This is a genomic window from Streptomyces sp. NPDC004111 (assembly GCF_042874215.1).
Lineage (GTDB): Bacteria > Actinomycetota > Actinomycetes > Streptomycetales > Streptomycetaceae > Streptomyces.
Genome location: NZ_JBIAMU010000001.1, coordinates 79,070 through 103,674 on the forward strand (window position 1 = coordinate 79,070; position 24,605 = coordinate 103,674).

The 24,605-nt window shown below is 68.7% G+C and carries 18 protein-coding genes and 2 pseudogenes; 8 read left to right on the forward strand and 12 right to left on the reverse strand.

Annotated features, from left to right (window positions below; genetic code table 11):
* Window positions 1-748 precede the first annotated feature (748 nt).
* The 8 genes and pseudogenes from ACFYVL_RS00360 to ACFYVL_RS00395 all read right to left on the reverse strand — a co-directional run.
* Complete coding sequence (locus tag ACFYVL_RS00360) at window positions 749-1,870, reverse strand: aKG-HExxH-type peptide beta-hydroxylase (RefSeq protein WP_389240177.1); 1,122 nt, start codon at window positions 1,868-1,870, stop codon at window positions 749-751.
* Window positions 1,867-3,024 carry an aKG-HExxH-type peptide beta-hydroxylase gene (locus ACFYVL_RS00365; protein ID WP_389240179.1) on the reverse strand — a complete coding sequence of 386 codons (1,158 nt, stop codon included), beginning with the start codon at window positions 3,022-3,024 and terminating at the stop codon, window positions 1,867-1,869. Before ACFYVL_RS00365 ends, ACFYVL_RS00360 begins: the two co-directional genes overlap by 4 nt.
* Window positions 3,025-3,111: 87 nt before the next feature.
* Complete coding sequence (locus ACFYVL_RS00370) at window positions 3,112-4,305, reverse strand: radical SAM protein (protein WP_389240181.1); 1,194 nt, start codon at window positions 4,303-4,305, stop codon at window positions 3,112-3,114.
* A gap of 3 nt (window positions 4,306-4,308) precedes the next feature.
* Window positions 4,309-4,455 (reverse strand): hypothetical protein, encoded by a 147-nt coding sequence (locus ACFYVL_RS00375; RefSeq protein ID WP_389240183.1) that lies wholly within the window; start codon window positions 4,453-4,455, stop codon window positions 4,309-4,311.
* A 965-nt stretch (window positions 4,456-5,420) separates the two neighbouring features.
* Window positions 5,421-6,437 (reverse strand): serine/threonine-protein kinase, encoded by a 1,017-nt coding sequence (locus ACFYVL_RS00380; protein WP_389240185.1) that lies wholly within the window; start codon window positions 6,435-6,437, stop codon window positions 5,421-5,423.
* Complete coding sequence (locus ACFYVL_RS00385) at window positions 6,341-6,811, reverse strand: protein kinase (protein ID WP_389240187.1); 471 nt, start codon at window positions 6,809-6,811, stop codon at window positions 6,341-6,343. Before ACFYVL_RS00385 ends, ACFYVL_RS00380 begins: the two co-directional genes overlap by 97 nt.
* A gap of 404 nt (window positions 6,812-7,215) precedes the next feature.
* Entirely contained in the window at window positions 7,216-7,932 is a 717-nt protein-coding gene (locus ACFYVL_RS00390; RefSeq protein ID WP_389240189.1) for a hypothetical protein, read from the reverse strand.
* Window positions 7,933-8,206: 274 nt separating this feature from the next.
* Window positions 8,207-8,293: pseudogene (locus ACFYVL_RS00395) on the reverse strand (GNAT family N-acetyltransferase); the annotation flags it as partial.
* Between ACFYVL_RS00395 and ACFYVL_RS00400 the strand changes: the two are divergent.
* Window positions 8,255-9,229 carry an AraC family transcriptional regulator gene (locus ACFYVL_RS00400; protein WP_389240192.1) on the forward strand — a complete coding sequence of 325 codons (975 nt, stop codon included), beginning with the start codon at window positions 8,255-8,257 and terminating at the stop codon, window positions 9,227-9,229. The pseudogene ACFYVL_RS00395 and the gene ACFYVL_RS00400 sit on opposite strands and share 39 nt — an antisense overlap.
* Before the next feature lie 138 nt (window positions 9,230-9,367).
* On the opposite strand, the gene ACFYVL_RS00405 is transcribed toward ACFYVL_RS00400, so the two are convergent.
* Window positions 9,368-10,168 carry an NADPH-dependent F420 reductase gene (locus ACFYVL_RS00405; RefSeq protein ID WP_389240194.1) on the reverse strand — a complete coding sequence of 267 codons (801 nt, stop codon included), beginning with the start codon at window positions 10,166-10,168 and terminating at the stop codon, window positions 9,368-9,370.
* Window positions 10,169-10,348: 180 nt separating this feature from the next.
* Here ACFYVL_RS00405 and ACFYVL_RS00410 point away from each other — a divergent pair, with 180 nt between their 5' ends.
* A complete protein-coding gene (locus ACFYVL_RS00410) occupies window positions 10,349-11,200 on the forward strand; it encodes a helix-turn-helix transcriptional regulator (protein WP_389240196.1) in 852 nt (283 codons plus the stop codon).
* A 209-nt stretch (window positions 11,201-11,409) separates the two neighbouring features.
* A pseudogene (locus ACFYVL_RS00415) lies at window positions 11,410-12,716 on the forward strand (IS110 family transposase).
* A gap of 361 nt (window positions 12,717-13,077) precedes the next feature.
* Here ACFYVL_RS00415 and ACFYVL_RS00420 read toward each other — a convergent pair.
* Together ACFYVL_RS00420 and ACFYVL_RS00425 are read right to left on the reverse strand one after the other, a co-directional pair.
* Complete coding sequence (locus ACFYVL_RS00420; protein WP_389240198.1) at window positions 13,078-14,421, reverse strand: right-handed parallel beta-helix repeat-containing protein; 1,344 nt, start codon at window positions 14,419-14,421, stop codon at window positions 13,078-13,080.
* Between the two features lie 102 nt (window positions 14,422-14,523).
* Window positions 14,524-15,144, reverse strand: coding sequence for an RICIN domain-containing protein (locus ACFYVL_RS00425; protein WP_389240200.1), 621 nt, complete (start codon window positions 15,142-15,144; stop codon window positions 14,524-14,526).
* 262 nt (window positions 15,145-15,406) lie between these two features.
* On the opposite strand from ACFYVL_RS00425, the gene ACFYVL_RS00430 reads away from it, so the two are divergent.
* A complete protein-coding gene (locus ACFYVL_RS00430) occupies window positions 15,407-18,286 on the forward strand; it encodes a BTAD domain-containing putative transcriptional regulator (protein WP_389240202.1) in 2,880 nt (959 codons plus the stop codon).
* Between the two features lie 66 nt (window positions 18,287-18,352).
* Here ACFYVL_RS00430 and ACFYVL_RS00435 read toward each other — a convergent pair whose 3' ends face one another.
* A complete protein-coding gene (locus ACFYVL_RS00435) occupies window positions 18,353-18,904 on the reverse strand; it encodes a peptidoglycan-binding protein (RefSeq protein WP_389240203.1) in 552 nt (183 codons plus the stop codon).
* 756 nt (window positions 18,905-19,660) lie between these two features.
* Between ACFYVL_RS00435 and ACFYVL_RS00440 the strand changes: the two genes are divergently transcribed.
* The 4 genes from ACFYVL_RS00440 to ACFYVL_RS00455 all read left to right on the forward strand — a co-directional run bounded on the left by ACFYVL_RS00440 (window position 19,661) and on the right by ACFYVL_RS00455 (window position 24,445).
* Window positions 19,661-20,158 carry a MarR family winged helix-turn-helix transcriptional regulator gene (locus tag ACFYVL_RS00440; RefSeq protein WP_389240205.1) on the forward strand — a complete coding sequence of 166 codons (498 nt, stop codon included), beginning with the start codon at window positions 19,661-19,663 and terminating at the stop codon, window positions 20,156-20,158.
* Between the two features lie 422 nt (window positions 20,159-20,580).
* Window positions 20,581-21,453 (forward strand): SMI1/KNR4 family protein, encoded by an 873-nt coding sequence (locus ACFYVL_RS00445; RefSeq protein WP_389240207.1) that lies wholly within the window; start codon window positions 20,581-20,583, stop codon window positions 21,451-21,453.
* Between the two features lie 496 nt (window positions 21,454-21,949).
* Window positions 21,950-23,284 carry a hypothetical protein gene (locus ACFYVL_RS00450; protein ID WP_389240209.1) on the forward strand — a complete coding sequence of 445 codons (1,335 nt, stop codon included), beginning with the start codon at window positions 21,950-21,952 and terminating at the stop codon, window positions 23,282-23,284.
* A gap of 6 nt (window positions 23,285-23,290) precedes the next feature.
* Window positions 23,291-24,445, forward strand: coding sequence for a caspase family protein (locus ACFYVL_RS00455; RefSeq protein ID WP_389240211.1), 1,155 nt, complete (start codon window positions 23,291-23,293; stop codon window positions 24,443-24,445).
* Window positions 24,446-24,605 lie beyond the last annotated feature (160 nt).

Here is a 24,605-nt window from a genome sequence, read left to right on the forward strand (position 1 = left end):
ACTGTCGCCGGTTCTCCGAGGGGCCCAGCCCGCTGGTGACCGCCAGTGATCTCCCGAGGCGTACCGGCTCCAGGTTCCCCCCGCATCGGAGGCCAGCTTGGCCGTGGTGACCCGGTGATAGCTCAGAGCTTCCGCAACGACCGGGGCGGGCATCTCCGGCACGTGCTGCTGGATCGCGGCGGTGCGACCGGCGGTGGTGGGGATGCTGATGTCTTCGAGGAGCGCTGCCAGAACCTCGGGGTGGATCGGTTGCCCAGCCCAGCTGCCCGGTAACCGCCACCGGCAGGAGTGGTTGGTCGCGGTGTTCGTGGTGTCCCGGCTGTCGGTCCAGCGGAGCAGGGGTTCCGCGAGCGGTTCGGGAACGGGGGACGGCGGCTCGCCGAGCCGGAGGAGGCTCTGGTGGTCGGTGCGGATGACGTCGTCCAGAGCGAGGCTGACGACGATGCTGCCAGGCGGTCCACCCGAGCAGGCGCACCGGGCGCCGCACCCCCGGGCCCGCTGCGGCCCGGCGACGACACCCGCATCGTTCGCCGGCTTCAGCTACCCGGCGAACCCATGCGACGTGCGCCGGACCCGATTCCACTGTCGGCTCGACCAACTCGACAGCACCAACGCAGACGGTTCGCAGGCAGGCGGGGGAAGGCGGCGTTCCCCGCATGGCGAGGGTCGGGCACTCCCGGCCGAGGTCCGCGCCAGAGAGGCGGACGCAACGTGAGACGTTCTCCGCCCCGGGCGCTCCCACGGCAGGCTACGAGGAGCGCGAGCCGCCCGCCCGGGTAAACTCCGAGGTCGCGCCGTCCAGTTGCTCCAGCAGATCCCGCGCGCTCCCCGTCAGGACCGCGGAGTGCTCGCGCAGGGCCCTGGCTGCGGGCGCCGCACGGAAGCCGCGGCGTGCGAGGGCGGTTCGTTCCTCGGCCTGGGCCGGGTCGCAGAGTCCGGCGGCACGGGCCCGTTCCCAGTACCAGTGGACCGCGTACCAGACGGCGCACGCGTGGAGGAACGACTGGAGTCTGATGGTGGCCCCCGTCCACGGGGACGTGACGCTGCGGTCGTTGGCGTCGGGCCGCCGCAGGAATGGCTCCCGCACCTCCTCGTAGAGGTAGAGCATGGCGTGCGTCGACTCGTGCACGAGGGATTCGGCGAGCAGCCCGGGGGTGACGGAGTCGAGGTGGGCGTTGGTCAGCCGGCAGAGGCCGACCAGGCCGGAGAAGGAGCTGGAGTGGAAGACGCTCGCCGGACCGTGTTCCTCCCGCAGGGCAACGACCTCGCTGAAGGTGTCGACGAAGCGGGCTGCACCGTCCATCGCGGTGAGGATGTCCGCTGCGGCGGACACCCTTTGCATGACCGTGCCCAGCTGCTCGGCGGAGTACCGGACGGTGCCGGCAGCAAGGCCGAAGTCCCCGTCGGGGAAGCGGATCGGGCTCGCGGTGTCCAGAGCGACGTCCAGTCCCGGCAGTTCCTCGCCGCTCTCCCTCTCTCCTGACGCCGATCGCCGTGCGTTGCCGCGCAGGTTCCAGACCTCCCGGTCCGGTCGGGCGGGGAGCAGCCCTTCGACGGTGAGTTCCTGTACCAGTGCCTGTTCGAGGAGCGCGGCGTCCAGCTCGGCGTCCTCGGTGCCCTCGGTGTCGTGCAGCAGGAGAGAGGAGACCTGCGGCGCCCGCAGGAAGCTCCTTCTGTGCGCCGGCGGAAGTGTGTCGAGGGCGCGGACCACCGGCCCGTACGCGTCGGGGTGTGCGGTGTCGCGCGCGGTGAGCCGCTCGTCGAGGGCCTGCTCGTACGCCGCCCGCCACCGCGGCAGATCCGGGTCCGTGCCGCCCCAGCGGAGCATCTCGGCGGTGCCGTCGAGAGTGAGATCGAGGGGGAGCGTCATGACAGTCGCTCCATCAGGGGTTGGACGAGGGCCCGCCCCACCGGAGTGAGGGAGCTGTTGTCCCGCAGTGGCGCCCCGAGCTGTTCGGTGTCGCGCCGCATCCGGTCGAGGATGCCGGGGGTGCCCAGCGCCTCGTGCAGCAGCAGGACGTTGGCGAAGGCGTGGTACGCCAACAGCACCCGGTCCAGCGGGCGTTCACGGTCCACGGCGGGCGAGTAGTACAACCGCGTGTCCGCGGGGTCCACGACATCGCCGAGGCGTTTGGCGAGGTAGTAGTACTGGTGGCAGGACTCGTGAACCAGCATTTCGGCAACGGCGGCGGGCTGCGGTGACACCGAGACCAGGACCACTCCGGGGGCGTCACGCCAACTGCTGCTCCGGGTACGGGACGCACCGCTGTCGCAGGGCACCACCGCGTGGACGACGCGCACCACCCACTGCTCGTAGTGCGGCGCGCGGTCGCGCATCAGGTCCATGGCGTCGGCGAACGACCGGCCCAGTTCCTTGGTGGGTTCGGGGAACGTCACGATGGTGTGGAAGTCGTCCTCGATGGCCATTTGTTCCCGGACGCACGCCTCGGGGAGCAGGCGCAGGGACGTTCCGTTCACCGGTACGAGCTCTTTGGCGCCCGGCAGTGAAGCGTCCGCGGCTCCGGCGCCGGCGCCGGCCCCCGGTCCGACACCTGGTCCGGCCCATACGGTGTGCGCCGTACCGTCCGCGCGCCGCTGCGTCTCGATGCGCAGGCCTGTGCCGGCGTGCAGCGTGACCCTGTCGAAAGCAGGCAGCAGCACGTCGTTCCAGCGTGGCCGCAGCTCGCGGGCCGTCTCCGCCGACCAGCCGCGCGGCCTGTGCCCCGCACGGGCGAGGCACAGCCCCAGCTCGACCGCGGCGCTCGTGGGGTCGCCGCTCCCCGATTCCAGCAGTCGCTCCACCGTGCCGATTGCCGGGTCCCACAGGTCCCGCAACGGCCGCTCCAGTTTCCAGGGCGGGGTGATCGCCTCGGTCAGGTCCTCACTGTGAGCGGCGATCTCCTCGCCGTGGCGGGTGAGAAGCGCCGCGGCGAGACCTTCGGCGTGGGCCGCAACCACGGCGTCCATGAACGCGATATCCGGCTCGGCCCCCGGCAGGGCCAGGCACCGGAGACGATCGGCCATCGGGTTCCCCCGTCCTCGTTACGGTCTGCTCATCGGGGTGTGCTCGGTGCGGCCCGGCGTGCCCGGCACGACAGCCGGAGCGGTTCGTCACGCGGAAGGCACGGGCTGCCAGGCGGCGGCGGGCAGGTCGGCCGCGAGCACAGCGGTCATGCGGTCGGACAGCGCGTAGAGCGCCTCGCAGTAGATCGAGGGGTTCGCGAAGGAGGCCCCGTCGAAGCGGTGCGGCAGATAGCCGCCCTGGCAGCTGGTGAAGTGCGGGCACCGCACACAGGTGTCGCAGGGCTGCTGGAGTGCGTCGATCCGGTAATGGTCCGCGGGGGCGTCGAGCGGGTGCTCGAAGACGTTCAGGGTGTCGGTGGCGTACGGGCCGAGGCAGATCCGCAGGACGTCGCTGATGCCGATCGAGCCGTCGGACTCGACGACACACAGTCCCTTGAGGTCGCCGCCCAGCGCGTCGAGCGTGTTCGTCCTGCCGAGCAGCGCGAGCATCATCAGCTCGAAGAGGCGGATGCGCGGCGCGTCAGGACCGCCGTGGTACCACTCCTCGAACGCCTCCAGGAGGAACCTGCGGTAGGGCCCCGGCCCCGTCCAGCCCTGCGGCAGATTGACGTACGTGCCGTCGGGGAGCAGCAGGTCGAAGTCGCGGAAACCCTGGTCCACGAACCAGCGGACGAGCGTACCGCCGTGGATCGACGGATCGACGACGCACAGCACTCCGCCGAGCAGTTCGTCGAACAGCGGCCCCTGCGCGCGCAGCGAGGAGACGATGTCGAGGAGCCGCTGAGTGGTCCCGGCCCCGCTGCCGCGCAGCACCCGGTGGCGGTCGGCGAGTTCGGGCGGTCCGTCGAGGCTGAGGCCGAAGCCCACGCTGTTGCGCGCGAAGAACTCCAGCCACTCGGTGTCCAGCAGCAGCCCGTTCGTCTGGAGCATCACCTGCACCTGTACGGGGGCGCACGTCTCGCGCACCACGTCGATCAGCGACTGCATCCTGCGCCGCCCCAGCAACAGGGGCTCACCACCGTGCAGTTCCAGGACGAACGTCGTCAGGCCGTGCCGCGTGCATTGCTCAGCGATCCGTTCGGCCAGGCCATGGACGACGGTTTGCGAAATGTAGGTGGGCCGCGTGAGCCAGGAGGTGTCACCGCGGTTGTAGACGTAGCAGTAGTCGCAGTCGAGGTTGCAGCGCTGGGCGACCTTGAGCACGATCCAGTCCAGTACGGCAGGCCGCACCTGCTCGGCCGACGGGGTATCGGTGTCCGCGCGGGACGGCCTGCTGGGCATGTGTCACGACTCGGGTCGCTGATCGGAGTTCCTGGAGTGGCCGCTGCGGTGCCTGTCGTACCGCAGCGCGGGTTCGTCACCTGCGGCCGCCCGCTCGGCGAGCGCGCGCAGCACGTCGTTGCGGATCTGGTTGAGCTCAGCCTCGGACAACTTTGACAGATCAATCCTGCCTTGGCTCTCGGACATCGTGACCCTTTCCCCGGCTTCCCGCCCTTGCCGGACGGCTGCCCCGGAACATCGGCCGGCCGATCCGGCTGCTGGGGGCGAAGCCTGCTCCCGGGCCGTCGAGGCGTCAATCGCCCACCGGAGGCCAGGCCCGTGCCGAGGGGCGGCGGCCGACACAACGGACGGAACCGTTCCCCTCCGCCACCGTCGTCATGCGACCCACCCTGCTCAGCGGTGTGTGAGGGCAGCGGGAGAGATGTAGGGGGAAGCGGCCGGTCGGCACGCCGGAACGCCTGCCACCGGAAGACGACGGCCCTACGCTGCCCGTCCCGGCTCCGCTACAGGATCCGGCGCCGGGGCCATCACGCAGGCGCGGAACCCGCTGGACACCGCCAGAGGTGCTTGCCCCGCGAACGGCCGGGCCGCCGCACGTCCAGCAGGTCCACCTCCCGTAAGACGTTTGGTCCATGGGTCAAGAACCGGCAGAAGTAGGAAAAGCTCGGCGCCCGGAATCCGCGCTCACCGCCCACCCTCCGCCTTATGCTCGCGCAGTACGCCCCGTACGCAATCCAGGTCCTCCAGCGGTGCCCTGGCTGCCGGCGTTCACGTGAAGGTGGCCCCTGGATGCCGAGTAGCGGCGGGTGGTCCTTGTCTGCCGAGGGGAGCACCCTTCTCAGGACTGGTCGTCGCTGCTGATGGGCCCGGACAACACCGGGAGCCGGCCCCTGTACAAACGGCTCGGCCATCGGTGCGCGGGCCCCTACCGACACACCCGCCGGTCAAGACGGCGGACAGGTCGGCCGGGCCGACCGGGTACACCCGCGGGCCGGTGCCTCCGCCCGCAGCATGACACCTGTCCGCTGCGAACCCTCCGCGCTCTCAAGGTGCGTTCGGTGAGCGTCGGCACTGCACGTCGGTGAGACAGACAGTCCGGAACCGGGGGAATACACCTACGCCGCGAGCAGTAGATTTCGACACCCCCACCCCAGAGAGCTGACTGCGGCAGTCTCCTGGAACGGCCACCAGCCGGTTTTGGTGACGTGCATGCGGATGTCGCTGATGCGCCCGATGCGCAAGTGCCAGAGCAGCATGATGATGTTGCCGAGGGCCGCGAGGACCGGGAGCACCGTGAAGTACGGGCCCGGACGGGCGTGCGCGCGGTGGGCCACGGGCAGTGCCAGGGCCACCCCGAGAACCGTCACGGCGACCGCGTGAGGCCGGATGTTGTCGGTCCACGCGATGCCGAACGCCTCCTCCAGTGCCGGATCGGCGAGCAGCAGAGCCGTCACGGCCGTCAGGAGCGACAGGACGACGCGCAGGATGCGCCAGGGCGGGATGTGCGTGCCCCGCACCGGTGCGGGCGCGGTGGGAGCGTGGGTCGGTTTCGGAGGTGGGGTGGTCTGCGTCGGGGCGGCATGGCCGCCCGCGGAGGCGTGGCCTCGGTCGAGTGCGGTCGGGCTCCACGAGGGGGCCATTACATGGCCAGGGCGAACGGCCTCTGCAGCAGATGGAGTTGATGGGTCCACGGCGACCTGGTCCAGCTCGGCAAGTACCTGGCCGACCGTCGAACGCGCGGTGGGGTCCTTGCGCAGCAGTCCCTGGATCGCGGTGCCGAGCGCGTCGGCCCGTACGGTCGGGGCCGGTTCTTCCGTGGCGACGGCGACCAGCACCGCGCTCGGGGCCGTGCCCGCGAAGGGCGCATGCCCCTCCACTGCGGCGTACAGCGTCGCGCCCAGGGACCACAGGTCTGGCTCGGCCGTCGCGGGGAGGCCCCTGACCTGCTCGGGGGCCATGAAGGCTGGAGTTCCCATGATCATGCCGGTGGCGGTGAGGGTGGCGTCCCCCTCCAGTGCGGAGATCCCGAAGTCGGTCAGGACGACGCGGTCCTCTTCGAGGAGGATGTTGGCGGGCTTGATGTCCCGGTGGGTGATGCCGTTGCGGTGCGCGGCGTCGAGCGCAGCGCACACCCGCCGCCCCGCGACGGCAACCCGCTCGGGGGGGGGAGCGGTCCGTGTGCCTCGACAAGGTCGGCCAGCGAGCCGCCGTGGACGAGCTCCATGACGATCCACGGTCGCCCGTCGGGCACTGATATCCGGTCGTGGACGGTGATGATTCCGGGATGCTTGAGCCTTGCCGCGGCGCGCGCCTCCCGGTCGAAACGCGCGATCCAGTTCTGCCGTTCGCTCTCGCCGAGATGCTCAGGCAGTCGCAACTCCTTGACGGCGACGTCCCGTCCTAGGTGTTCGTCGTGGGCCTGCCAGACCGCACCCATTCCACCCTGGCCCAGCACTCGGCTCAACCGGTAGCGGTTCGCGAGGAGTTGCTCCTGATCATTGCCCACCGCTGGAATATGTCCGGGGCCCCTTCTTGGCATGCGCTGTGTTGAGGCGCTCGCCTCGCGGTGGCTCAGCACGGCCGTACCCGGATGCTGCCCCGACTTCGGTCCAAGCACCCTCGACGGCCCCCGCTGCGGATCTCCGCGACGACTCCCGTGGGGGTGCAGGTTCCGGCACGGTGGCCTTCAGTCACCGACCGGCCTGCAGTCACCGACCGGCCTGCCACGCTCGGGCCTCCCCATCCACACACGGCTGCTCGCCCGGACTTCATCCACCTGGCCACCTCACGGGCGAGCCGCAGCACGCATCGCCACCCCGAGTCAATCGCGCGGTCGAGTCCTGCGCCTCGCTGCTTCCCTGGTTTCGGACGGCGAGTGGCCGGTGCCGACCGCGCCCCGGGCCGCTGGCTTCAGGTCTCGTTCCAGCTTGCCGGGTCGCAAGCCAGGCGAGCGGCGAGGACCGGCAGAGGAGTGCCGGTGCGCAACGCTCTTGCCCGCATCAGGACCATGGTCTCGCTCACCGGCAGGCCGAGGTGTTCCGCGAGCACCCCCGCAGCACGATGGGCGCTCAACCAGTGCGCCTCGATCATGTCCCGCGGCTCCCAGTCACAGCCGTCCTCCGCCAGCAGCACGCTCTCCATGTCCTCCAGGAGCCGAGCAACCGCCCGGGCGGCCAACATTCCCTGCTCGACCGCCTTGCGGTGCGGATACCAGAGGGTCGTGCGATACAGCAGGACCGAACCCAGCACCTCGTATCCGCTCATCACCGGGAAGGCCCACAAGGCCCGCACCTGCGGCAACTGCTCCCCCACGACCGTACTGAAGACCGGCCACAGCGGATGGACCTCCCGAAAGTCACCGACCAGCACCGGACTTGCGCCGACAGCACACGCGATTCCCGGGCCACGCCCCACCTCGAACTGCAACTCCTCCAGACGCAAAGCCACCCGGCCGGAGGCGCACACAAGCTGAGCCTCCGAGGTCTGGGGCATCAGCGTGACGGAGACGCCGTCGGCACCCATCCCCACCCGCAGAGCACGAGCCATCCGCAGAGGAAGACGGCGAGGGTCGGGCTCGCTGAAGGCTTCCGTCAGGACGTACGCGGCCACATGCAGTCGTTCACTCACTCATGGCACCCCCGAACGGGTTCCAGCATCGGTACACGCTCCGGCGGAGTCCGGGCCGAACGCACAAGTCCACCTAGTGTGCGTCGAATTGAGGTGCGGGATACACGCTTTTGGCGATTCCGATTCCCGGAACGATTCTTCGCCGATTCCCGCCTGCCCCACCCCCGCTGGTGGGCCGCTGTGCCGTTCCAGGGCGACCACGGTTCCAGCCCCTACGGGTCTGCTGCAGCTTCAGGTGACAACATGCCACCCGATCGTGCAGCGAACCCACCAGAGGGCATGAGGGGGACCGCATGCCGAGCCATTGCTCGGCATCCCAGGCATGGAACCGCTCCATCTCCGTGAATCCCAGCTTCATCGCGTCGGATCAGGCGACCCGATCGTCGACGTGCTGCGCCTGCTGCGCACGCAGGCGGTCGTCCCCGCACGGGTGCACGCCGCCTCCCCCTGGGCCGTGCGCTTCGATCCCTGTACGCACATGAAGCTGGGCGTCGTCCTTGAGGGCGAGTGCTGGATGGCCCTCAACGGCTGCGAGCCGGTACTGCTGCGCGAGGGCGACTTCTTCCTGCTCAACAACCCGCCCTCCTACACGCTGGCCAGCACCTTCGATCCTGCGCCAGGCCAGGCCATTGCTTTTCACGAGAGCGAGAACGACGGCGAGGTGCGCATCGGCGCCAAGGCCGATGAGAACACCTATATCTGCTGCATCGATTTCGTCTTCGAGCAGGCCAACGCCTCGGTGCTCTTCGACGTGCTGCCGCCCGTCGTCCTCGTCCGGGCCGGCGACCCGCGCGGGGCCCTCCTGACGAACCTGTCCGCCCTCACGGTCGCGGAGATGGAATCCGCCGGCGTCGGACGGCCCCTGGTCCTGGAGCACCTCGCCCAGCTCATCCTCGTCCACATGCTGCGCGTCCACGCCGACCAGACCGACCGGCCCGTCGGCTGGCTCGGCGCCCTGGTCGAGGACGGGATCGGCGCGGCCCTGCGCGCGATGCACGCAGAGGTGAGCCGTCGCTGGACGCTCGACGACCTCGCCGCGATCAGCCACATGTCCCGGTCCGCGTTCGCCGCGGCGTTCAAGGCCAAGGTCGGCACCGCCCCGCTGACCTACCTCATCGAATGGCGGATGAGCCTGGCCCGTGACGCCCTGCGCACTGACACCCGATCCATCTCCGAACTGGCCGCCGCCACGGGCTACGAGTCCGAGAGCGCCTTCAGTACGGCATTCCGGCGCGTGGTCGGGGCTTCTCCTCGACACTTCCGCGACGCGGCACGCCAACAGGCAGGGGCGGGATAGCCGGCACCCTGGTCACACCCCATCCCGGTACATCGAGGGTGGTCGCGTGCGGTCGGCGAACACCGGATCGGCATGCGGTGACGGACTGGGGGATCGACGCGCCGAGTGCCGCAGGACGGCACTCGGCGCGCCCAATTGTTACTTGTTCACGGTGTTGGCGCTTGCCTGGTCCATAAAGATGGCGACGTGGGCGGGAGGCATCCCGGCCAGCGTGCCACCGACGGGCGACGGCCGCTCCGCGCTGTCGATCATCGTGCGGGCGGCTTCGAGTGAGACGGGCGCAACCTGGTGTTCGAGATAGAAGCGCTTCTCCTCATCGCCGGTGATCCCGTCGGGAATGGCAGGGGCGTACGGCCAGAAGTAGAGGGGCGTCTCGGGCTCGATCCGCCAGCTCTCCGCGAGCGGGCCTGCATCGACCACGTCGTAGCCGACCGCTTCCAGGAATAGCGTCACCGCCTTCTTGGCAGCGGGATCGTTGCCCGCGACCGGCAAAGTCGTCCGCCCGGTGTCGCCCTTCGGGCGGGCGTTGGAGTACATGTGGTTCCAGTCCAGATTGTGCAGGCCCTTCACAACCAGGGAGTCCTTGAGGTGCCGCTGTACGAGTTCACTCGAGGTGAGCTTTGCGGCATCGAGGTCGGCGTTCCGCCAGAACTCCGGGTAGTAGTTCGTCTGGTCCAGGACGACCTTCCCGGCCAGCTTGTCGGCCGGCAGGGCCTCGACACTCGCGAGCGGGACCGGAAGGGCAATGATGTCGCCGGCCTCGATCGCCTCATCGACCGTTGCGGCGCGCGCCAGCGAACCGAGCTCGGATACGAGTTCCGCGATCGACTCCGGGCCCCGTGAATTGCAGAGCACAACGCTGTAGCCGGCGGCAACAGCCAGCCGGGCGACGGAGCCGCCGACCAGACCAGAGCCGATGATTCCGATGGTGGGTGCCATCTTGGGTATCTCCTTGTGCAAGAAGGGCGCCGCAAGCGGGCGGCTGGTTCCGCCGCACCGCTGACGCGCTGGGGACTGACACGTCGATGCTCGGCCTGGCCACAGAGGTGCACCAGGCGCTGTCGTCCCTGGTAACGCCAGTACCACCCAGCCCCTCACCAGCAGGCTCATACTGGATTCATGACCACCCACACCGAGCTCGGCCCAGCACTGCGTGCGTGGCGAGAGCGCATCGGCCCGGCCGCGGTCGGCCTGCCGACCGCAGGCAACCGACGAGTTCCGGGCCTGCGCCGTGAGGAACTGGCCGTCCTGGCCGGCATCTCCGTCGACTACCTCGTACAGCTCGAACAGGGCCGCGCGAAGAATCCCTCCCCCCAGGTCCTGGCGGCCTTCGCCCAGACCCTGCGGCTCAACGCCGTGGAGCGCGAACTGCTCTACCGGCTGGCCGGCGCGCTCGTCCCGCCGTCCGGGACAGTGCCCCGCGAGGTACCACCCGGTGTGCAGCGCATGATCGACCGGATGAGCGACACCCCGCTGGCAGTCTTCACCGCCTCCTGGGACATCGTGCAGAGCAACCCGCTCTGGGGCGAGCTGTTCGGCAGCCCGGCCGCGGCCGATGCCCGGTCGAGCAATCTGATCTGGGGGCACTTCGCCGCCCCGCCCGCACCTGGTGCTTCCCGCATCGAGCGCGGCCCAGCACACGCCGACGCCTTCGAACGCATGATGGTGTCCGACCTGCGCCGGGCCGCCGACCGGTACCCCGACGACCGCGCCGTCACCGAACTGATCAACGGACTCCGCGAGACCGACCCGCACTTCGCCGATCTCTGGACACGCTACGAAACCCTGCCGATCGGGCGCTCACACAAGACGGTTGTCCACCCCGACCTCGGCGACATCGTCCTCGACTGCGACATCATGACCATCGAACGCGCCGACCTGCACATCGTGCTGAACTGGGCCGCTCCCGACACCGGAGCGGCCGAGAAGCTCGCCCTGCTCCGCGAGCGCGTAGCCACAGCAGCACACTGAACACCGCGGTGGAGCATCCCGGCCGCAGCGCTGGTGAAACCCGGGCAGTAGCCAGGCACCACCTACTGCCGTGAACCTTCCCCTTGTTGTTCATGATCCGGGGGTGGTGTCACCGGTTCCGGAGGCGTCGACGGACCGCTGATGAGGGCCTGGAGCACCGGCTTCACCCGAGCCGGGAGAGCTCTCCGTAACGTGGATGTGGCAGCTCGATGCCGAGTCAAGGCCGGACGAAAGCGTGCTGGAGGGGCCTGCACGTGATCGGCACCGGCGACAGCGACGTCTTCCTCGGCCTGGACTTCGGCAAGGGCGAACACCGCGCCACCGCCGTCACACCAGCGGGCAAGAAGGTCTTCGACAAGCGCCTGGCCAACACCGAACCCAAGCTCCGCGAACTCTTTGCCAAACTCCAGACAAAGCACGAAACCGTACTGGTCGTGGTCGACCAGCCGGCCTCGATCGGCGCCCTGCCACTGACGTCCGCCCAGGGCTTGGGCTGCCCGGTCGCCTGCCTGCCCGAGCTGACGATATGGCGGATCGCCGACCTCTCCGAGGTGAAGCCAAGACCGACGCGTAGGACGCGTTCATCATCGCGGACGCGGCCCGCGCGATGCCGCACATGCTGCGGGCCATCGACTGGGAGTACGAGACGATCGCCGAGCTGGAGATCATCGTCGGCTTCGACGACGACCTGGCCAGCAAGGCGACCCGGGTCGCGAACCGCCTGCACGGCCCGCTGACCCATATCCATCCGTCTCTGGAACGGGTGCTGGCGCCGCGGTTGCAGCACCCGGCCGTCCGCACGCTGCTGGAACAGTTCGGGTCACCAGCACAGATACGCAAGGCGGGCCGACGGCGGCGGGGTCAACCTGCTTCGGCCGAAGGCACCGCGGATGGCCGAGCGTCTGGTCGAGGACATCTTCGCCGCGCTGGACAAGCAGACCGTGACCGTGCCGGGGACCGAGGCTGCTGCACTGATCGTCCCAGGCCTGGCCGGATCCCTGACCCCGTCCTTGACCAGCGCAGACTCCTGGCCGGGTGGATAGAAGAACTCCTGGACGCCCACCCTCTTTCGAAGGTCCTGACGTAGATGCCGGGAGTCGGTGTCAGGACCGGAGCTCGCATCCTGACCGAGGTCGGCGACGGCACCACCTTCCCGACCGCCAGTCACCTCGCCGCCTATGCCAGTCTCGCCCCTGCCGCCCGGAGTTCGGGCTCGTCGATCCGCGGCGAACAGCTCTCCAGACCGGGAAACAAGCAGCTCCAGCCGGCCTTCTTCCTCTCCACGTTCGCTGCCTCGGGCGACCCGGCATCCCGGGCCCACTACGACAAGAAGATCGCCCAGGGCAAGCACCACACACAGGCCCTGCTCTGCCTCGCCAGCCGACCGGCCGACGTCCTCTTCGCCATGCTCCGCGACGGAACTCTCTACGAACCCCGGCCAGCCACGGCCATCAGCCATTCATCGAGCCAGCGCCGGCATGCCTCCATGAGGACTGTTCACGACCATGGCCAATGACCCAGCGGCAAGGTAGTAGTGATCCGGGAAGTACTCGATGTGCTGATGGCCGCCGTCATCCATCTCCGCAATCGACCGAAGTTCGTCAGCGAGAGCGTTCAAGCCCGGCTGGTCACCCTCGATGAGTAGAACGCGGCGCCGCGAGTCAACTCGGACAAGCACACCCGGACCGCTCGTGCCTACCACCTCGACCGAAACGAGTTCAGTAGGGCCCCCGCGGAGAGCAGGCGGGAGGTTCGCCTGTGAAGTCGAACCTCCCTTCCAGCTCTGCCTCCACGGCCCGTACCCGATCGACCTCGGGCGCCCGGCTTGCACCTTGGGCGAAATGGTGGAGTTGGCCGAGCAACTCCACTGCACTGTCTCAGTACTGCGGCGTGGTGCCAGGCCTAAACGTCACATTCGCACTGTAGGAGAATCCCGCACCGCTGACGGTGTTGCCGGTAACAGCGACGTCGCTGACCGGTGAGACGAACCCGGTCGTGTCCGCGTTCACGCGTACCGCGTTGCGCAGGGCCCCCGATGCCCCTGCCACCACGGTCACCCGGTTGTCGACGATATCGACCCCGGATATGGGGTTCGGACCGACCGGGACCGGCGGCTGAGTCGGGGTCCTCGCGCTCAGGGAACTGACGTAGATGCCGCCGCAGCTGTTGCTGATCGTATTGCCGCGTATGGTGATGGCGGTGGTGTTCATCGCGCCGATCGCGTCCCATTTGGCGCCGTCCACGGTGTTTCCCTCGACCAGCACGCGCGCGTGTACATGTCCGACCTTTTCGCCGCCGGTGTGCGAGCCGATCAGCTTGGCCCAGGAAGGCTGGGATCCTGACGCGCCCGCGTAGTTGCGCAGCACCTGTACGTCTACCGTCGGGGTGCCGTCTGCGGCACCAGCCCAGGTGTTGCCCGGCAGGGGCAGATCCAGTTGGACGGCCTCGCCGTGCCACAGACCCTGCGTCGGATTCTCGACCCAGCCCTTGAAGAACGAGTCTCGGACCACGCCGCGGCGCACGGCGTTGAGCTCGACCCCGTGCCACCATTTGACGTTCCATACCGTGACCCCTTCGACTTCCACGTCCTGCGTGTGGATGAAGGTCAGTACGTTCATCGGCGGGGCCTTGTCGGCACGGGCTCTGGCCGGGCCGGAGTCCTCCCACACCCAGGCCGACACGGGGTCCCACTCGCCGCCCTTGACCATGATGTTGCCCGGTGCCGAGTAGCCCTGGGTCGTGGAGCTCGGGACATGGTTGATCAGCATCGTGGCGGCCTTGGCACCGCTGACGGCTGGCGCGGTGAACGTGCCCTGGTCATCGGTTGGGTATGCGGGGCTGGGCGAGTGCTGATTCTTCGTGTCCAGGGTGTACTTGCGCATGGTGGTGTCGAATTTGGCGACGAACCGGGCGCCGGTCGCGTCCAGGAGCGTATTGCCACCGATCACCAAGGTGTTGAGCAGTGTGTAGGTGGGAACGCCCGCATAGCCGGCCTTCACGATGATCCGCCCCTTGGCATCGCGGCCGTGCGGGCCGACGATGCCCGCCGCTGCGTCGTCCAGCGCCTTACGGAGGTTGCGGACATGAGCCGCCTCCCCCGCAACGGGCGGATTGACGCCGACGGCGGCGGCCCGAGCGGCTGATGCCGTACCTCCCATGACCGCGACGGCGCCCACCGCCGCTCCCACGCGCAGCAGTCCCCTACGACTCATGCCTGCCATACCTGTTCCGCCTTTCGATCCTCGGCCGAGCACTGACCTTGACGTTGCGACGCACCAGAGCGGTGCGGACCATGCTGCATGGCCCGCACCGCCGGACCGGTGTCAGAGCTGGGACCACCGTTGTCCGTTGCTGCCCGTGTAGGACCACTGAATTGCATGGGCGCCGTTGGCGGTGCTGCTTTCGCCGATCGCGAGGACCAGTCCGCTGTTGTCGTTCCAGATGAACCCGCCGCTCCGCGTCCACTTCTGGCCCTGGCTACCCGTGTTCTCCCACTGGATCGCGTGGGCGCCCTTGGTCTTGCTGCTCTCACCGATGGCCAAGAACTTCCCGCTCGCCGCGTTCTGGATGTGGTCGGCCGTGACCCACCAGAGCTGTGCGTCGCTGCCTGTGCAGTCCCACTGGATCGCATGGGCGCTGTTGGCCTGGCTTCCGTTGCCGATCGCCAGGCACTTGTCGCTGGCCGCATTGACGATTCTGAAGTACTCCCCCTGAATGGCCGCTCCGCCATTGCTTCGGGCGGAGTTCGCTTTGAGGCGCGCTGCCTTCTCTGGACTCCGCTGCTCGAATGCCTGCACCTCGGCTGCGGAGACCTTCTGCATGCCGCCGAGCCCGGAAGGGTCAACAGGCGCGGCCGCGTTCCCTGGGACGGCCGTCGCGGGGCTCGTCAACCCGCACAAGGCTGCGACAGCGACACCGAGGAAGATCTTACTGGTTCGGGACACGTACGTTCCTTCCTGTCAGATCGGCCCCTGTTCGCTCCCCTGCGGAGGTTACGGAGCTCGTGAAAGCACTCGGAGCTCTGTTCAGGGGTGCGGAGGGGCTCTACGAAGGCGGGATGCCACCCGTCGGAGGACGGCTTCCCAGACGGCCATCACTGTGTCTGCACGGTTCTCGGAGATCCTTGAGAGAATCTTGAATTCCCTGGTGAGGAGCTCGGGTTGACGTGCGTTGAGGAACGGGCCGTGGGGCCCGCAGGAGGGCAAGATGGTGACGGCGTTCAGCGTGTTCGGCTCCGTGGAGGCACGGATCGCCGGTGAGCCCGTGCCTCTCGGGCATGCCAGGCAACAGTCCGTACTGGTGGCCCTGCTGGTCGACGTCAACAAGCTCGTACCGGTGGACCGGCTCGTGGACCGGGTGTGGGCAGAGGACCTGCCACAACGCGCACGAAGCACTCTGCAGAGCTACCTGTCACGACTGCGGAAGTCGCTGTCCGGCGCGGACGACACAGCCATCCAACGCCGCGCAGGAGGATACGTCCTGACGGCGGACCCCGCCGCGTTCGACCTCCACCGGTTCAAGCAGCTGATCGATCAGGCGCGGACGCTCGACGACGACGAGCGGGCACGGGACTTGTTCGACCGAGCACTCAGGCTGTGGCAAGGCCAGCCGTTCGGGGCGCTGGATACTCCCTGGCTCGCCGCGCTGCGCGAACGGCTCGTGCGGGAACACCTGGCCGCCGAGCTGGACCGCAACGACGTCGTTCTGCGCCTGGGCGGGCACCCCGGGCTCCTCGCTCCTTTGGCCGGCCTCACCGAACAGCACCCCTTGGACGAGCGTCTCGCCGCGCAGATGATGGTGGCTCTGTACCGCTGCGGACGCCCTGCAGACGCCCTTCACCACTACCGGAACACTCGGATACGTCTGTCCGAGGAGCTCGGTATAGATCCCAGCGTCACGTTACAGCGCCTGCACCAGCAGATCCTGGTCGCCGATCCCACGCTCACGCTCACGCCGAGCCCGGCCACCATCACGTCCATGCCGCCTGCCGTACCGAACCCGGCCACCGCCGGTCCCGTGACGCCCGCCGCACCACGCCCCTCCACCGCAGGTCCCGTAACGCCCGCCGTGGTGCCCAATCAGCTTCCCCTGGCACGCCGCATCGTCGGCCGAAGCCGGGAACTGGACCAGCTCACGAGGCATTTGGACACTGTCAACGAAGGCACCGGGACCGTGGTCATCACGGCCATCGGCGGAACGGCCGGAGTGGGAAAGACCACCCTGGCGCTCTCCTGGGCCCAACAGGTGCGCCACCGCTTTCCGGACGGGCAGATCTATGTGAACCTCCGCGGTTTCGATCCGACGGGTACACCGATGGACCCCGCTGCAGCGGTACGAGGATTCCTGGACGCACTGGCGTATCCCGCGGAGAGGATTCCCGTCGGCGCGGATGCCCAGGCCGGGCTGTACAGAAGCCTCGTCTCGGGGAAGCGGATGCTGATCGTGCTGGACAACGCCCGGGACACCGACCAAGTGCGGCCCCTGCTACCGGGAAGTCCCACGTGCGCGGTCGTCGTCACCAGCCGCCGGCAGCTGGCCGGTCTGATCGCAGCCGGACAAGCCCGGTGCATCTCCCTCGATGTCCTGAGCCGTGACGAGGCGCGTGCCTTGTTGCACGACGCCCTCGGCCGTGATCGGCGCGCTGAGGAGGACGCGGCGATCGATGAGCTCATCCACCTGTGTTCACGCCTGCCGCTGGCACTGACCATCGCGGGCGCCCGTGCCCATGCCCTGCCCCATCTCCCGCTGAGCGCCCTCGTCGAGGAGCTGCGGGTCGAACATCGCCGCATCGGAGCGCTCTCCACCGGAGACAGCGTCTCCACCGACCTGTCCACGGTGTTCTCCTGGTCCTATCAGGCACTGTCTCCCGAGGCCGCCCGTCTCTTCCGGCTCCTCGGCCTGCACCCCGGGCCCGACACGGACGCTTCGGCCGCAGCCGCGCTCACGGGTCGCGAAGAGATTCATGTCCGCTCCCTCCTCGGGGAGCTCACCGCGGCCCATCTCCTCCATCAACACCACCCGGGCCGCTACCAGTTCCACGACCTCCTGCGCGCCTACGCCGCGGAGTGCGCCGTGGCCGATGAGCCCGACCGGGAACAGGCCGCGGCCACCCGACGCCTCTTCGACCACTACCTCTGCACCGCTCACCGAGCAGACCACCTCCTGGACCAGCACCGGGACCCGATCACACTTCCCCCCGCCACCACGCGGCCCCTTGGCCTGCTCGACCACCAGCAGGCGTTGGACTGGTTCACAGCGGAACTGCCGGTACTCCTTGCCGGCATCCGCCAGGCCGCCAATACCGGCCTGTACGCCCACGCCTGGCGGCTCCCGTGGACCCTCCACACGTTCCTGCAGCGGCGCGGACACTGGCAGGAATGGACCGCAACCCAACGCATCGCCCTGGATTCCGCACAACACGACAATGACCCTGAGGGCCTGGCCCACTGCCACTACGGGCTCGGGGTCGCGCACTCCTGGAACGGGCAATACAACGACGCATACACCCACCTGTCCCAAGCCCTGGATCTCTACGTAACACTCCGCCTCGACACAGGCCGAGCCCATACACACCGAGCCTTCGCCTGGGCGTTGCAGCACCAGGGCCGCCATCGCGAAGCACTCGTCCACGCCGAGCACACCCTGACGTTCTACCAGGCCGCGAACTTCCTGCCCGGGCAGGCCAGCGCTCTCAATGCCATTGGCTGGTACCACGCGCAACTCGGGCACCTAGACGTGGCATTGGCCAACTGCAATCGTGCACTGGTCTACTTCCAGAAAGTCGGCAACCGAACCGGCGAGGCACACACCTGGGACAGCCTCGGGTTCATCCACCACTCCGCAAAACATCACGCCGAGGCGATCAATTGCTATGAACAGGCCCTGTCCCTGTTCGTCGACCTGGAAGACCAATTCCTGCAGGCCGAAACACTCCGAGGGCTGGGCCTCACCCAACAATCCCTGGGTCACACGTCCGAGGCCCGGGACAGCTACACCCGAGCGCTTCGCACACTGGATGCACTCGGTCATCCCGACGCCGAAAAGCTGCGCAAGCATCTGGAAAACCTCCCCGCCCCCGGCCGTTAAGAGGGCGTTTAACATAAGCAGCAATCCGCTTACTAAACGCCCTCTTGACGCCAGAAAGCGCCTACGTCAGAAGCTGCAAGTCCGGTAGTTATAGCCGGCATACCACCAGTTGCCGGTGCCGTCTCCGAAGCGGTACTTCCCGTCTTCTCCGCGCCCCAGGGTGAAGTCGTGGGACCTACCGTTGTAGGCCACGACCAAGAGGCCGGAAGTCTCGCTGCCCGAAATGTAGTACAGCCGGTTGTCTGCATTGCCCCAGGTGTTCTTGCCAGCGCTTCCATCCGCTGAAGCGGCCCCCATGAAGTGGCGCTGCCAGTTCGCGGTCGCAGTCGCAGTCGCGGTCCCGAAGACGCCGTCGATCTGTGCGATGGACGGCAGGTAACCGTCCGCCCACAGGATCTGCTGCCACACGCAGGTGGCGTTGGAGTTGATGTTGTGGGTGGTGTCCGTGATCCCTTCGTCACCCCAGTCGTCGGTGTAAGTACCGGCACCCGCAATGTAGGCAAGGCCGCTGTAGGTCCCGGATGCAGATGCGGGCGTGGTGCTCAGTGCGAGGACGGCTGCGGTCACCATGGCGACCGCGGATGCGGCGAGGTTGATCCGCCTAGCGTGTGAACTCATGATTCCCCCAGACTCCGGCTCTTCTGGGAAGCCGGGTAGGTGAGTAGAAAGCCTGCGGTGCCCGGCGGGATCGGGAGAGGGAGTTGTCAGCGGCCTGCACAGTGGCCCTGGCTGTTCTCTGTGAGCCAGGCTCCTGGGTTTCAGCACCGGTTGACGTTGCCCGCCCAATACCCCCGGAGGCAGGTCGGTGCCGCGACTGGTCTCGCGGTCGACCGCACCCTGTCAAACCAGACTGTCCATGTCGTCAACCGAGCGCTGTAGGCGAGATAAACCGGTGCTGTACTCCGCCGGTTGGAGGCAGGGCCCGGACGGTTCTCTCAGTGGCGCCGAAGAGGGTGCGAAACCTCACGACATCGCTCCGGCGGGTTTTGCACCAGGTGGCGGGCACTGACCTGGTTGTTCTGCAGGGCACCCCGGGGGCAGGCACCGGTGCTCCGGGCGTCCGTACAGCGGCCCGCCGTCGTCGGGACGGTGGCCGGTGCGGCGGAGGCTGCCCGGAGGGCGATGCTCGAATGATTCGTCGATGCATGGACCACCGCCGTCTGCTGATGTGCGACCTGCGGGCCTTGCAGGGCCCGCACGTCTCAGCCTGGTGGGCAGCGTGGGCGGAGCCGGAGAGCATCGGCTTTCTGAGGTCGGGCGGCTGCTTCGACGTCCAGGTGTCGTCGTCCCGCCAGTTCTCCATAACCAGGGGTGCTGGTCGCGAGAAGAGTTCGCTCTTGGACTTCCCGCCGACGCTCCGAGAGGCTGGCGATCATGGGGTTCACCCACCACGTTGCCGAGGAGGCTGACGTCATGGAGTACTCGCACAGCGACGAGCAATTGGTCAACCAGCCCATTGGGTACTGGACCTGGGCCGCGAACAAGACGCTTACGGCGTACGTCCGAGGACGTCTCGCGGCGATCGGGATCACCCAGCCCCAGTGGTGGGTGCTCCACCAGGTGCTGCACAGCGAAACCGGCGCAACCCGCGACGAGGTGATCACCGCCCAGCAGGCCAATCTGGACGTCGGGGCCGGCCTGGCCCCGGACATCGACCTGCTGGTGGAGCGGAGGCTGCTCGTGGCAGACGAGGCCAACCGGCTCCGTATCACCGACGAGGGCCGGGCGCTGCACCAGCACGCAGCGCAGACCCAGCGGGCCAGCCGGGCACAGGTCCACCGGGATGTCCCGGACGAGGAATACCTGATCACCCTGAAGGTGCTGCAACGCATGATGCACAACGCGGGAGGACCAATGCCACCACCGGCCTGAGTGCAAGGCTGACCGTCGACCCTTCACAAGCCGACGGGGAAGCCCCGCCCATCCCCTCGTGGGCGACGAATGGCGGCCCCCGTTCGTGCTGGCCGAGGTCAGGGTTGAAGACCGGCTCGTCGGGGTGCGAGATGCGCACGTTGTCGGTCAGGAACTTCCGCTTGATCAAGTCGACGACTGCGCCCGGAGTCCGCCCCTCGCTCGGGTGCTCATGATCGGAGCCTGGCCCGAAGTACTGGCAACATCTCTTGAGGTCAGCTCTGTTGAGCAGTCTTGCGGGATGCGGATCCCATGGGCGGGGTGATCAATAGGCCTTTTCCGACCTCAGCTTGAGCAGGTCATGTGGCCGGGGCCGCTGGCGGCAGAGTACGAGCCAGCCTTGCTGGACTCTGTTGTCGGCGGCGAATGCTTGACTCGCGAGCATGGACGACGAACAGCTTCTGACCGCCGTGGCCGAGACCCTGTGGCCCGATCTCCAGGATCTGGACTGCCGTCGGCACCCGCATTCGCCGGGTCATGTCTGCCTGCCCGTCTCCGCTCGTGCTGACCTCGGCACCCTTGTCGAGACGCTTTCCGACCGGTACGGCGAGCCATTCGGCGGCGCCGACCGGCTGCCCGATCTACCTTTGTCGGGGGAGGTCGAATGGCGGTACGCCTGGCCGTTCAGTAACCGGTGGGTCGCCTACGGGCAGTCCGGCCGGGGCGAGGATGCCGGGCCCGCCCTGATGATTGCCCTGCGCAGTACGCCGGCCGCGGAGCAGTTGCCTGCGGAGGCCTCCTGGCTGGAGCGGCTCGTCGCTGTGACGGGCTGGGTGCCGAGGGCTGCGGTCCAGGTCGACTGGGCGGCAGTCGAGTCCTGTCTGGGTACACCCCTGCCGAGCGACTACAAGGCGCTCGTCGAGGCGTACGGCAACGGCTTGTTCGACGGCTTCCACAGCGTGTTCAGGCCGGATGAACTGGTCAAGAGCGCAGAATTGGCGGCGCGGCTGGGGCAGGCGCCCTGGGAGCCGTATCCGCCGTTCCCGGCCCCGGGCGGGCTGGTGCCCTGGATGAGCAACGAGCACGAGCAGTCGTTCCACTGGATCATGGAGGGCCCCGACCCCGACCGGTGGCCCGTCTATCTCGTCGGAGACGGACCGGAGGCAGGGCGTCGGTTCGACTGCACGGCCACGGAGTACCTCTTCCGTCACCTCACCGACCCGCAGCACCCGATCCCGATGCCGGTGGACTTCCGCGCGCACTGGTTCATGGACTGCTCCTGGAACGGGGAGTTGGCCGCGGCGGCGATGGAATAGTCCACGCCGCACCTTGCCCTTCGCGAGGGCCCGAGCAGCGAAGGAATGTGCAGCCAGATACGACTCCGCTCGAAAGCCGACTGACCTGGGAAATGGGAAGGGTGGCAGATCCTTTGAAGGGAATTGTCTGTCCGCTCCCACCAGTCAAGACAACTCGGTCGCCGGTGCAGGTGACGACAATGGCGGGATGTCGCTGCCCAAGCTTACTGAGCAGGGGAAGGGACCTGGACGCGCAGGGCCATCGGCACCGGGAGGGGGCACGCAGGGCGCAAGGCATCCGTGGGTACCGGGACGGAGGCCCGCCTCGTGTTCGTCCGCTCGTACCCGGCCCGGCGGTGGCCGCCCGGTGAAGCGAGCGGCCACCTCTCCTCGCCGGGAGGCCACCGCCGGCCCGCTCCTCGCGAAAGCTCCCCCGTCAAGAGCGTCTTGCTGCTTCACTTGTCAGGTCGTGCCTGCTCAGGCCCGAATCCGGCAACGTCCGCGGGGGAGACAACGGATGCCGCTTGTTCACGTGCACGGAGTGGCGACACGCCTGAGTGACAAGGAGGAACGCACACAGGCACATCGCACGGCCCTCTACCGCGCGGTCCTGGGCCCCGTGCTGACGGCTTCCCCCTCCGCGCTCACCGTCCTCAACCCCTATTGGGGCGACTCCGCTGCCGCCTTCGCCTGGAACCACGCGTCGCTGCCCGTGGGCCGGTCCGTCGAGAAGTTCGGCGGGGAGGGCGGGGACGGAGGAAGCGAGCCGGACGCCGACGCGGAGGTCGCCGCGTGGCTCTCCGTGCTCACCGAACTCTCCGAGGACGCGGGCAGGGCCCCACTGGTGGCCCTGGCGCGCCAGAGCCCGGAGGACGCGGTGGACCTGCTGTGGGCGGTCGTCGCCGAGCGGGCACTGCCCGAGGAGGCCGACGCGCTCGCCGCACTCGGCGCTCGCGCCTCGTCGGCCGCCCGGCTGGCCTCGCCCGAGCAGTGGCTCTCCGCGCAGATGACGGACGGTCAGTTACTGGACAGGCTGATCGCCGAAGCCGAAACGGAACCGGATGCGGGCAACGGCCCGGTGCAGAGCCCCGCCCCGGTCGAGAGCTTCGGGCGGTCCCGCTCCACAGGTCATGGCAGAGCCGATCACCGCAAAGCGGTCTGGCGCCTGCGCGAGGCGGTGACGCGGGTCGGCTCCGCCGCGCCCAGGGGCGTCAGCTCGGGAGCAATGGTGCTGCGCGGCTGGATGCACCGCCAGACCTCGGTCTTCCTGGGCGACGTACTGACGTACCTGCGCCAGCGCGAGACGGACGGAGCGCGGGGCGCCATCGCCCGCACCGTCGGCGACGCCCTGGCGGAAGGCGCGAAGGCGCGCACGGCGGACGACCCCCTCCTGGTGGTCGTCGCCCACAGCATGGGCGGCAACATCGTGTACGACCTGCTCTCCCACCTGCGCCCGGAGCTGGAGTGCGACGTACTGGTCACCGTCGGCTCGCAGGTGGGGCTCTTCGCGGAACTCGGTCTGCTGCCCGCCGTTCCCCCGCCGCTCGACCCCGCCACGGACCGGGCCCCCGTACCGGCGAACGTCGGACACTGGATCAACGTCTACGACACGACGGACGTCCTGGGCTTCGCCACCGGCCGCATCTTCGAACGGGGCGAGGACTTCCGGTACTCGACGGGCCGCGGCCTGCTGCACGCGCACTCCGGCTACTTCCTGCGCCCGAGCTTCCACCACCGGCTCGCGGAACGCCTCCGGGCCCGCCCCGGCGCATCACCGGACCAGGCCCCGGACACCGCCGGCGCCACGCCGACGCCCGCACCCGCACCCGCGCCCGCGCCCGCCGCCGAGTGACGCGCGATGTTCTTCGATGAGCCCGGCACCGGACCCGGCCTGCACGCCCTGGTCATCGGCGTGGGCGGCTACCCCTACCTCGGGGGCGGGGCCGAAGCCCGCCCCCGCCAGACCCTGGCACTCGACGGCATCGGTCCCCTGACCTCGCCGCCGCGCTCGGCGCTGGCCTTCGCCAGACACCTCGCCGAAGGCCCCCGAGGTGCCTGGCACCTGCCCGTACGCACGGTGGACGTCCTGTTGAGCTGGGCACCGGGAGACGAGCCGGACGACTCTCCGGCCGAGGTGGTCACCCCCACCATCGACGCCATACGTGAAGCCTTCGAGAAGTGGCTGAAGCGCTGCACGGCCAATCCCGACAACATGGCCCTCCTCTACTTCTGCGGGCACGGCCTCCAGGGCGACGGACAGGTGCTGCTCGCCGACGACGTCAACCGCTTCCCCGGCTCCCCGTTCGGCCAGGCGTTCGACTTCGACCGCACCCGGCTCGCGCTCCAGCAGCGCGGGCCGAGAACCCAGCTCTTCGTCGTCGACGCCTGCCGGATCGCCGACTCCGGCGAGATCCCGCTGTTCGCCCACCCACTGGCCGACCGCAGCATTTTCGGCGCCAGCGCGTGCGAGAACGAACTGACGCTGCGCATGCCCCCGTACGAGGAAGCGAGCGGACGCCCCGCCCAGATCTCCCACCTCACCAGCGCACTGCTTCGCGCACTGGAAGGCCAGGCCGCCGGGACGGACGAGTCCGGCCGCTGGGTGGTGCGCATGGAGGGCGTAGCGGCGGCCATCGACACGCTGCTCCTGCGCGAACTGTCCGTCACCACCACGCACTGCGGCGTGGAGACCACCAGCGTCGGCGACGCCGTCCTCTACCGGCTGCACGAGGCCCCGCACACCCGGCTCACCGTGCGCTGCCTGCCACCCGAGGCCGCCGCACGCACCAAACTGACCTGCGTACCGCACGAACCCCCAGACAGTCCGCACATCCACGGCGGCGATCCGTGCGATTTCCCGCCGGACGCCGAGGGCCGCACTGTACGCCAGTGGGAACTGGACGTGCGGGCCGGCATCTACACGGTGCGGGCCGCGTACGACGGCAGCACCACGAGCCGCCCCCAGCAGGTGTGGCCCCCGCAGTCCCGGATGAGCCTGCGGGTGACGTCATGACACGAGGCATCCGGCTGACCGTGCATGTCCCCCAGGACCCGGCGAACGGGCTGCCCCTCTACTACGAGGTCGTCGACAGCTCGCTGCGCACGGTGGCGGACGGCGTGCTGACGATCGGCGACCCGGCACTGGTGGGCCCCACGGACGAACACGACGCGGA